This is a genomic window from Isoptericola sp. NPDC057391, assembly GCF_042668085.1.
Classification (GTDB): Bacteria; Actinomycetota; Actinomycetes; order Actinomycetales; family Cellulomonadaceae; genus Isoptericola.
On sequence record NZ_JBHVBO010000194.1, the window covers coordinates 1 to 7373 of the forward strand.

A 7373-nucleotide genomic window follows, 5' to 3' on the forward strand; every position below is an offset into this window, starting at 1 on the left:
CCCTTCGCGCCGCGACCGCACGCGTGAGAGCCCCGGACGCGGCAGCGTCCGGGGCTCTCGGCGTGTCCGGTGCGGGCCAGGGGCCGCGCGCCCGTCGGGTCAGGACGCCGTGGCGTCCCCGGTCGCGGCGATGGCGTTGCCCGGCCCCCGCGACGGGCCGGCGGCGACGGCCGTCGGGTTGCCGATCCCGGGGCCGGTCCCCGTGGCGCCGGACGTGCGCCCGCTGAGGTACCGGGAGAGCCACCGTGCCACGGCGGTCAGCGCCCAGTTGATGACGATGAAGATCAGCGCCGCGATCGTCAGCGTCTGCAGGTTGTTGCTGTTCCCGTTGCCGAAGGTCTGCGCGGCGCGCAGCAGCTCGGGATAGGCGATGATCTGCCCGAGCGCGGTGTCCTTCAGCACGACCACGAGCTGGGACACCAGGGCTGGCAGCATGGCGATGAGCGCCTGCGGGAGCTGGATCGACCGCAGCACCTGGCCCCCCGTGAGCCCGACCGCCAGGCCCGCCTCGGACTGGCCCTTCGGGAGGTTGCCGACCCCCGAGCGGACCAGCTCGGCGATCACCGAGCCGTTGTAGAGGATGAGGGCGATCACGACGGCCAGGAAGGCGGGCTCCGGGACGCTGTTGAACCCGAGGAGCAGCCAGAAGAAGATCATCATGAGCAGCACGGGCACGGCGCGGAAGAACTCCACGACGACCCCGCTCACCCAGCGGATCGTCCGCGAGCGCGCCAGGCGACCGGAGCCGAAGACGAGGCCGAAGACCACGGCGCCGACGACGGCGTACCCGGCTGCGCGGAGCGTGTTCTGCAGCCCCGGGATGAAGTAGAACTGCCACGCGTCCGACGTGAAGATCGGCTGCCACAGGGAGGCGGCGAACTGGCCCTTGTCCGCGAGCGCGACCACCACGAGGTAGGCGACGTAGAGCACCAGCGCCAGCGCGACGATGTTGCCGAGGATGATGAGCACGCGTGCCCGCGGGCCCGGTGCGTCGAAGAGGACGGACTTCTGAGAGCTCATCGGCGCACCGCCAGTCGGTTGGAGAGGTAGGTGGTGAGCAGGCCGATGGGGATCACCAGGACGGCGAAGCCGATCGCGAAGAGGATGAAGATCGCGTAGATGAAGTTGGCGTTGCTCTCGATCATCTCCCGCATCAGCGTCGACGCCTCCGTCGAGACGCTCACGGCTACGGCGACCGTCGAGTTCTTCAGCAGCGCGATGAGCGTGTTGCCCAGGGGCGCGATCGCCCCGCGGAAGGCCTGCGGCAGGATGATCAGGCGGGCCGCAGGCAGGAACGACAGCCCGATCGCGCGGGCCGCCTCCGCCTGCCCCAGGGGCACGGTGTTGACGCCCGACCGGATCGCCTCGCACACGAACGCCGCGTGGTACACGGACAGCCCGACGACGCCGAAGCGGAAGAAGTTCTGCGTGAAGTCGTCGGACAGCGTGATCTGCAGCTGGGTCCAGACGGCCAGGAACAGGAACGTCATGATGACGGTCAGCGGCGTGTTGCGCAGGATGTTCACGTAGGTCGCGCCGGCCCACTGCAGGCTCGCGATGGGCGAGATGCGCATGAGCGCGAGGACGGTGCCGAGGAGCAGCGAGAAGATCGCGGCCCAGAACGTCAGCTGGATGTTGACCCAGTACGCGCCGAAGACGTCGTACTCGGCGAACAACGCGCCGAACTGGGACAGGAAGTCACCCACGGTGTGTCAGCCTCCCGGGGGGTGGTGCGGCGAGGGCCGCGGTGGACGGACGTGGGGGAGCGTGCGGCAGCGCACGCCCCCCCACGTGCCGAGCGGACGGTCGGACGGCGTCGTCAGGCGCAGGCGTCCGGCGTCGGCGGGTTGAGGTCGGCGTTCGGGGTGTAGCCCGTGCCCTCCGTGTTCGCCGACACGGCCTCCTCCCACGAGCCGTCCTCGATCATCTCGGTGATCGCGGCGTTGATGTCCTCGCAGCGGTCGTTGTCCTGCGGCAGGCCGACGCCGTAGTTCTCCTCGGAGAACGGGTTGCCCACGACCTTGACCTTGCCCTTGTTGGCGTCCTGCGCGGCGAGACCGGCGAGGATGATGTCGTCGGTCGTGACCGCGTCCACCTGGCCTGCGGTGAGCGCGGTGACGCACTCGGCGTAGCCGGGCCGCTCCACGAGCTGCACGCCCTCGGCGTACTCGTCCTTGATGCGCTGCGCCGACGTCGAGCCGGTCACCGAGCAGAGGTTCTTGCCCTCGAGCGTCTCGGGGCCGGTGATGTCGGTGTTGTCCGCGGCGACGAGGAGGTCCTGGCCGGCGATGAAGTACGGGCCCGCGAACGCGACCTGCTCCTTGCGCTCGTCGGTGATGGAGTACGTCGCGAAGATCATGTCGACCTGGCCGGTCTGCAGCATGGTCTCGCGGTTGGCCGACGGGGCCTCGACCCACTCGATCTGGTCCTCGGAGTACCCGAGCTTCTCCGCGACGTAGCGGGCGACGTCGGTGTCGAACCCGGTGAACTCGCTGCCGTCCTGGTAGCCCAGGCCCGGCTGGTCGTACTTGATGCCGATCTTGATGGTGTCGCCGCCGCCGGAGCCGCCGGTCTCCTCACCGCCGCCACCGCCGCCGACCTCGCTGCTGCCGCCGCAGGCGGCGAGCGTGAGCGCGGTCAGTGCGGCGAGAGTGGCGGCACCTACGTGTCGTGTGCGCATGGTTCTTACCCTTCGTCGGTGCGAGGCCGGTCCCGTTCGGGTTCCCTGCCGGGTCGGTGGGTGAGTCAGGAGGGAGTCAGTGGGAGAGGATCTTGGACAGGAAGTCCTTGGCACGGTCGCTCTTCGGCGCGGTGAAGAACTCCTCGGGCGCGGCCTCCTCGACGATCTGGCCGTCCGCCATGAAGACGACGCGGTTCGCGGCCTTGCGGGCGAAGCCCATCTCGTGCGTCACGACGATCATGGTCATGCCCTCCTTGGCGAGCGCGACCATGACGTCCAGGACCTCGTTGATCATCTCCGGGTCGAGCGCCGAGGTGGGCTCGTCGAAGAGCATCACCTTGGGCTTCATCGCCAGCGCCCGCGCGATCGCGACGCGCTGCTGCTGGCCGCCGGAGAGCTGGGCGGGCATCTTCTGGGCCTGGTTCTTCACCCCGACCCGGTCGAGCAGCTCGAGAGCGCGCTCCTTCGCGGCGCCCGAGCGCTCCTTGCGGACCTTGACCGGCCCGAGCGTGACGTTCTCCAGGATCGTCTTGTGCGCGAAGAGGTTGAACGCCTGGAACACCATGCCGACGTCGGCGCGCAGCTTCGCGAGGGCCTTGCCCTCCTCGGGCAGGGGCTGGCCGTCGATGCGGATCTCGCCCGAGTCGATCGTCTCGAGCCGGTTGATCGCCCGGCACAGGGTCGACTTCCCGGAGCCGGACGGGCCGATGACCACGAGCACCTCGCCCCGGCGCACGGTGAGGTCGATGTCCTGCAGCACGTGCAGGTCGCCGAAGTGCTTGTTGACGTTCTTCAGCTCGACGAGCGGTGCACCGAGGGAGGACGACGCCTCGGCAGGGTCGGTCGTCGTGGTCGCTTCGCCGTGATCCATCTCTCGAACCTATCCACTCGGTGTTTCCGCGACCAGCACCGGGTTGTCCGGTTCCGCAACGGTTCAGTAACAGTGCCCACGCCTTGCACGCGGGCCCGAGTCCTCGACGGTGGCGACCAGGGGTCGTCGAGCGGTAGGGGTGGGTCGCCTCGTCGGGGCCCGGCCGTCGGGCACCGTACCCTAGATGCGATGTCCAGTACCACGCAGAGCCCCGCCGTGTCGGCGCGTCCCACGGACCAGCCGTCCGGCCAGCGCACCTATCTCGTGCGCACCCTGGGCTGCCAGATGAACGTGCACGACTCGGAGCACATGGCCGGCATGCTCGAGCAGGCCGGCTACACGCGCGCCGCCGCCGAGGACGAGGCGGCGAGCCGCGCCGACGTCGTCGTCATCAACACCTGCGCCGTGCGCGAGAACGCCGCCACGCGGCTCTACGGGAACCTGGGTCAGCTCGCCGGCATCAAGGCGGACCGGCCCGGGATGCAGATCGCGGTCGGCGGCTGCCTCGCGCAGAAGGACCGCGGCGAGATCGTGTCCAAGGCCCCGTGGGTGGACGTCGTCTTCGGCACGCACAACCTCGACGCGCTCCCGGTGCTCCTCGAGCGGGCCCGGCACAACGCCGAGGCGCAGGTGGAGATCGCGGAGTCGCTGCAGGTCTTCCCCTCCACGCTGCCCACGCGGCGCGAGTCCGTGTACGCGGGGTGGGTGTCGATCTCGGTCGGCTGCAACAACACCTGCACGTTCTGCATCGTGCCGCACCTGCGCGGCAAGGAGCGCGACCGCCGGCCGGGGGAGGTCCTGGCCGAGGTCGAGGCGCTCGTGGCCGCCGGTGCGGTCGAGGTGACGCTGCTGGGCCAGAACGTCAACAGCTACGGCGTCGAGTTCGGCGACCGGGGCGCGTTCGCGAAGCTGCTGCGCGCCTGCGGCACGATCGAGGGGCTGGAGCGCGTGCGCTTCACGTCCCCGCACCCGGCGGCGTTCACGGACGACGTCATCGCGGCCATGGCCGAGACGCCGAACGTCATGCCCAGCCTGCACATGCCGCTGCAGTCGGGCTCGGACCGGGTGCTGCGCGCCATGCGGCGGTCCTACCGGTCGGCCAAGTTCCTCGGCATCCTGGACCGCGTGCGGGACGCCATGCCGGACGCCGCGATCACGACCGACATCATCGTGGGGTTCCCGGGGGAGACGGAGGAGGACTTCCGCGAGACGCTGCGCGTCGTGGAGGCCTCGCGGTTCAGCTCGGCGTTCATGTTCCAGTACTCGCCGCGCCCCGGCACGCCCGCGGCGACCATGGACGAGCAGCTGCCCAAGGAGGTCGTGCAGGAGCGGTTCGAGCGCCTGCTGGCCCTGCAGGAGCGCATCGCCGGCGAGGAGGCCGCCCGCCAGGTCGGGCGCACCCTCGACGTCCTCGTCTCCGAGGGCGCGGGGAAGAAGGACGGCGCCACCCACCGGCTCTCGGGCCGGGCGCCGGACAACCGGCTCGTGCACCTCGCGCTGCCCGCCGACCTGCTCGACGACGTCGCCGCCGGGGCGGAGGGCCTCGCCGGCGCCCCCGCGTCGCTGGACGACCCGCGGCTCGCCGACGCCGCGACGCTCGACCCGCGCCTGCCGCGCCCGGGCGACGTCGTGACCGTGGGCGTCACGCGGTCGGCGCCGCACTTCCTCGTGGCGGACGCAGTGCTCGACGGCGGCGCGTACGCCGTGCGCCGCACCCGGTCGGGCGACGCGTGGGCGCAGCGGGAGACGGCGCGCCTCGGCGGGGGCGAGGACGAGCACTCCCACGGCACGCCGCCGTCCTCCGGCCCGGTCGTGCTCGGGATGCCCTCGCTGCGGGGCTGACGGCGCAGGCCGGCACAGACCGGCACCGGAGGGAGGGGCTGCTCAGGCTCAGGACTGGTCGTCGAGCCCTGGCCCGCCAGGGGTCATCGCGCCCACGGTGCTGAAGAACTGCGACGACGTGACGAGGCCGCACGACACGGTGGCGGCGAGCTGCTCGTCCGTGGCGCCGTGCTCGAAGTCCACCGACACCTCGGCGTAGAGCGCGAGCCCCTCGCCCTCCGGACGGGCGTACACCTTGGGCCACACCCGCTCGCGGTTCCAGTCGTTCACGGCCTGCAGCACCGCCAGTCGGGCGCCCTCGGGCACCTTCCCGGCCCAGCGGCCGCGCACCTGCAGGATCTCGTCGTGGTCGCCGAGCAGCAGGAACCAGAACCGGTTGCCGTCCCACGTCCCGGTCACGTCGCCGTCGTCGTCGGTGCGGAACCGGTAGCCGCGGCGGGTCAGGTCGTCCGCGACGCGGGCGTGGGTCAGCGGCCTCGGTGTCGTGGCGCGCGGGCGCGCGGGTGCGCGCTCCCCGCGGGCGGCCACGCGGGCGCCGGCGTCCTGCACGGCGCGACCCACCGCGTCCGCCGCGCGCCGGACGCCGCCGAGCAGCCGGCGGGCGGTGCCGCCGGACCGCTCCGCGGCGGTCACGACGCGTCCCGCAGCGGGTCGCGGAACGTGCTGTCGAGGTGCTCGAAGAACATCGACCCCGTGCTGAGGCCGCACTGCAGCAGCTGGTCGAGCTGCGCCTCGCCGACCGCGCTGCCCACGTCGACCGTGACCTCCGCGCACACGACGACGGAGCCGTCGTCGCGCACGCGCACGTAGGTCTTGGGCCAGATCCGCTCGGCGTTCCACTCGTTGCAGAGCTCGAGGATCTCGCCGAGGCGGTCGATGCTGAGGTCGCGGTGCCACTGGCCGCGGACCTGGAGCACCTCCGACCGTTCGCCCAGCACGAGGAAGTAGAACAACCAGCCGTGCCAGAGCCCGCCGACGTCACCGTCGGAGTCGACGAAGTAGGAGAATCCGGACCGCTCCAGCCAGTCCGTCACGCGGTCGCGCGACAACGGGGCCAGCGCGTCGTCCGCGCCGACGTGGTCGGCGAGCAGACCCTCGATCCGGTCGTGGAGCTCGTCGTCGCGAAGGTCGCCCACGAGCTCGTCGTCCCGGCCGACGGAGGTCGGCCGGATCCTGCTTGCCCGGCGTGAACCGAAGAACCTCACCCGTCCACGCTACACGTCGACACCCACGGTGGTGCTCGCGCACCGAGGGCCGGACGCGAGGTGCCACCGACCGGGGCGGCGGACCGGGCGGCGGCAGGGGGCGAGGGTAGGTTGGGCGCGTGCCAGCCCGCGCCGTCGTCCTGCCCGGAACGTCCCTGCTCGTGCCCGGTGCCGGCGGCGGTGCCGACCGCCTCGGCGACGTCCGTGCCGCGGTGGCGGACGCCCTCGACCGGCTGGTGGCCGCGTCCGCCGGGCCGGCGGCGACGGCCGGGGACGGTGACGTACCTCTCGCCGTGCTGGCGCCCGTGCCCCGGGGCGCGAACGGCGGGGTCGGCCGCCGGCGTCCGTCCCTGGCGGGGGCGGGCGTCGCCGACCGCTGGGCGCCCGACGTCGCCGCCTGGGCCGGGACGGATGCCGCCCCCGCCGCGCACGTCCCGGCGTCGGTGGCGCTGCTCGCGCTGGACGGCGCACTGCGTCGGGCGGGACGCGACGGGCCCCCGGACGTCGTCGTGGTGGAGGCGTCCGACGCCGCCGAGGCGCCGGCGGAGGCGCTCGCCGTGCTGCGCCGCGCCCGCGCGGTCGTCGTCGCGGGGGGCGCCGTGCCCGGGACCCCGGGCGCCGCGGCCGTGCCCGACCCGGCACCTGGCGGCCCCGCGCCCCTCGCGCCGGCGGTCGCGGCCCTGCTGGACGCCGCCGTCGCGCCGGGCCGGTGGTCGTGGCGCGTCACGACCGTCCCCGGCGGGCACGAGCACCTGCCCGCCTCGTACCGGGTCTG

The 7373-nt window shown here is 72.6% G+C and carries 7 protein-coding genes and 1 pseudogene; 2 read left to right on the plus strand and 6 right to left on the minus strand.

The window, feature by feature from the left end:
* Positions 1-99: 99 nt before the first annotated feature.
* The 4 genes from ACFUVW_RS18040 to ACFUVW_RS18055 all read right to left on the minus strand — a co-directional run bounded on the left by ACFUVW_RS18040 (position 100) and on the right by ACFUVW_RS18055 (position 3551).
* Positions 100-1020 (minus strand): amino acid ABC transporter permease, encoded by a 921-nt coding sequence (locus ACFUVW_RS18040; protein ID WP_430572687.1) that lies wholly within the window; start codon positions 1018-1020, stop codon positions 100-102.
* Positions 1017-1706: an amino acid ABC transporter permease gene (locus tag ACFUVW_RS18045; RefSeq protein WP_430572688.1), complete on the minus strand. Its 690-nt coding sequence runs from the start codon at positions 1704-1706 to the stop codon at positions 1017-1019. Before ACFUVW_RS18045 ends, ACFUVW_RS18040 begins: the two co-directional genes overlap by 4 nt.
* A 113-nt stretch (positions 1707-1819) precedes the next feature.
* A complete protein-coding gene (locus ACFUVW_RS18050) occupies positions 1820-2680 on the minus strand; it encodes a glutamate ABC transporter substrate-binding protein (RefSeq protein WP_430572689.1) in 861 nt (286 codons plus the stop codon).
* 76 nt (positions 2681-2756) lie between these two features.
* Positions 2757-3551 carry an amino acid ABC transporter ATP-binding protein gene (locus tag ACFUVW_RS18055; RefSeq protein WP_430572690.1) on the minus strand — a complete coding sequence of 265 codons (795 nt, stop codon included), beginning with the start codon at positions 3549-3551 and terminating at the stop codon, positions 2757-2759.
* Positions 3552-3740: 189 nt separating this feature from the next.
* Between ACFUVW_RS18055 and miaB the strand changes: the two genes are divergently transcribed.
* Entirely contained in the window at positions 3741-5393 is a 1653-nt protein-coding gene (gene miaB / locus ACFUVW_RS18060) for a tRNA (N6-isopentenyl adenosine(37)-C2)-methylthiotransferase MiaB (RefSeq protein WP_430572691.1), read from the plus strand.
* Between the two features lie 48 nt (positions 5394-5441).
* Here the strand turns inward: miaB and ACFUVW_RS18065 are convergent, their stop codons facing one another.
* Complete coding sequence (locus ACFUVW_RS18065) at positions 5442-6026, minus strand: YbjN domain-containing protein (RefSeq protein ID WP_430572692.1); 585 nt, start codon at positions 6024-6026, stop codon at positions 5442-5444.
* Positions 6023-6529, minus strand: coding sequence for a YbjN domain-containing protein (locus tag ACFUVW_RS18070; RefSeq protein ID WP_430572693.1), 507 nt, complete (start codon positions 6527-6529; stop codon positions 6023-6025). Before ACFUVW_RS18070 ends, ACFUVW_RS18065 begins: the two co-directional genes overlap by 4 nt.
* A gap of 188 nt (positions 6530-6717) precedes the next feature.
* Here ACFUVW_RS18070 and ACFUVW_RS18075 point away from each other — a divergent pair.
* Positions 6718-7373, plus strand: a pseudogene (locus ACFUVW_RS18075) (hypothetical protein); the annotation flags it as partial.

Excerpts from the sequence above, each read along its gene's own strand:
- miaB (WP_430572691.1), top strand. The coding sequence starts at position 3,741 with ATGTCCAGTACCACGCAGAGCCCCGCCGTGTCGGCGCGTCCCACGGAC.
- ACFUVW_RS18050 (WP_430572689.1), bottom strand. The coding sequence starts at position 2,680 with ATGCGCACACGACACGTAGGTGCCGCCACTCTCGCCGCACTGACCGCG.
- ACFUVW_RS18055 (WP_430572690.1), bottom strand. The coding sequence starts at position 3,551 with ATGGATCACGGCGAAGCGACCACGACGACCGACCCTGCCGAGGCGTCG.
- ACFUVW_RS18040 (WP_430572687.1), bottom strand. The coding sequence starts at position 1,020 with ATGAGCTCTCAGAAGTCCGTCCTCTTCGACGCACCGGGCCCGCGGGCA.